The sequence below is a fragment of the Flavobacterium sp. GNP008 genome (assembly GCF_056428965.1).
Genome location: NZ_JBWJVL010000067.1, coordinates 1 through 234 on the forward strand (window position 1 = coordinate 1; position 234 = coordinate 234).

Sequence of the window (234 nt, forward strand, 5' to 3'; positions counted from 1 at the left end):
CGGCTTAGAAATGGCTTTGATCGTACAGAAATTTGGAGGCACCTCGGTCGGCTCTGTCGAAAGAATCGAGCAGGTCGCCGACAAGGTTAAGAAGTTCCGCGACGCCGGCGATGATCTGGTGGTGGTGCTGTCGGCCATGAGCGGTGAAACCAATCGCCTGATCGAACTGGCCAAGGCCATCAGTGGCGATCAGCAACCGTTGCCGCGTGAGCTGGATGTGATCGTGTCCACCGG

General features: G+C 57.7%; 1 protein-coding gene. It reads left to right on the forward strand.

Going from position 1 to position 234, the window contains the following annotated elements:
* Nucleotides 1-234, forward strand: a 234-nt coding sequence (locus AC0608_RS13905) for an amino acid kinase family protein (RefSeq protein WP_478289495.1), incomplete at both ends; no start/stop codon positions are given.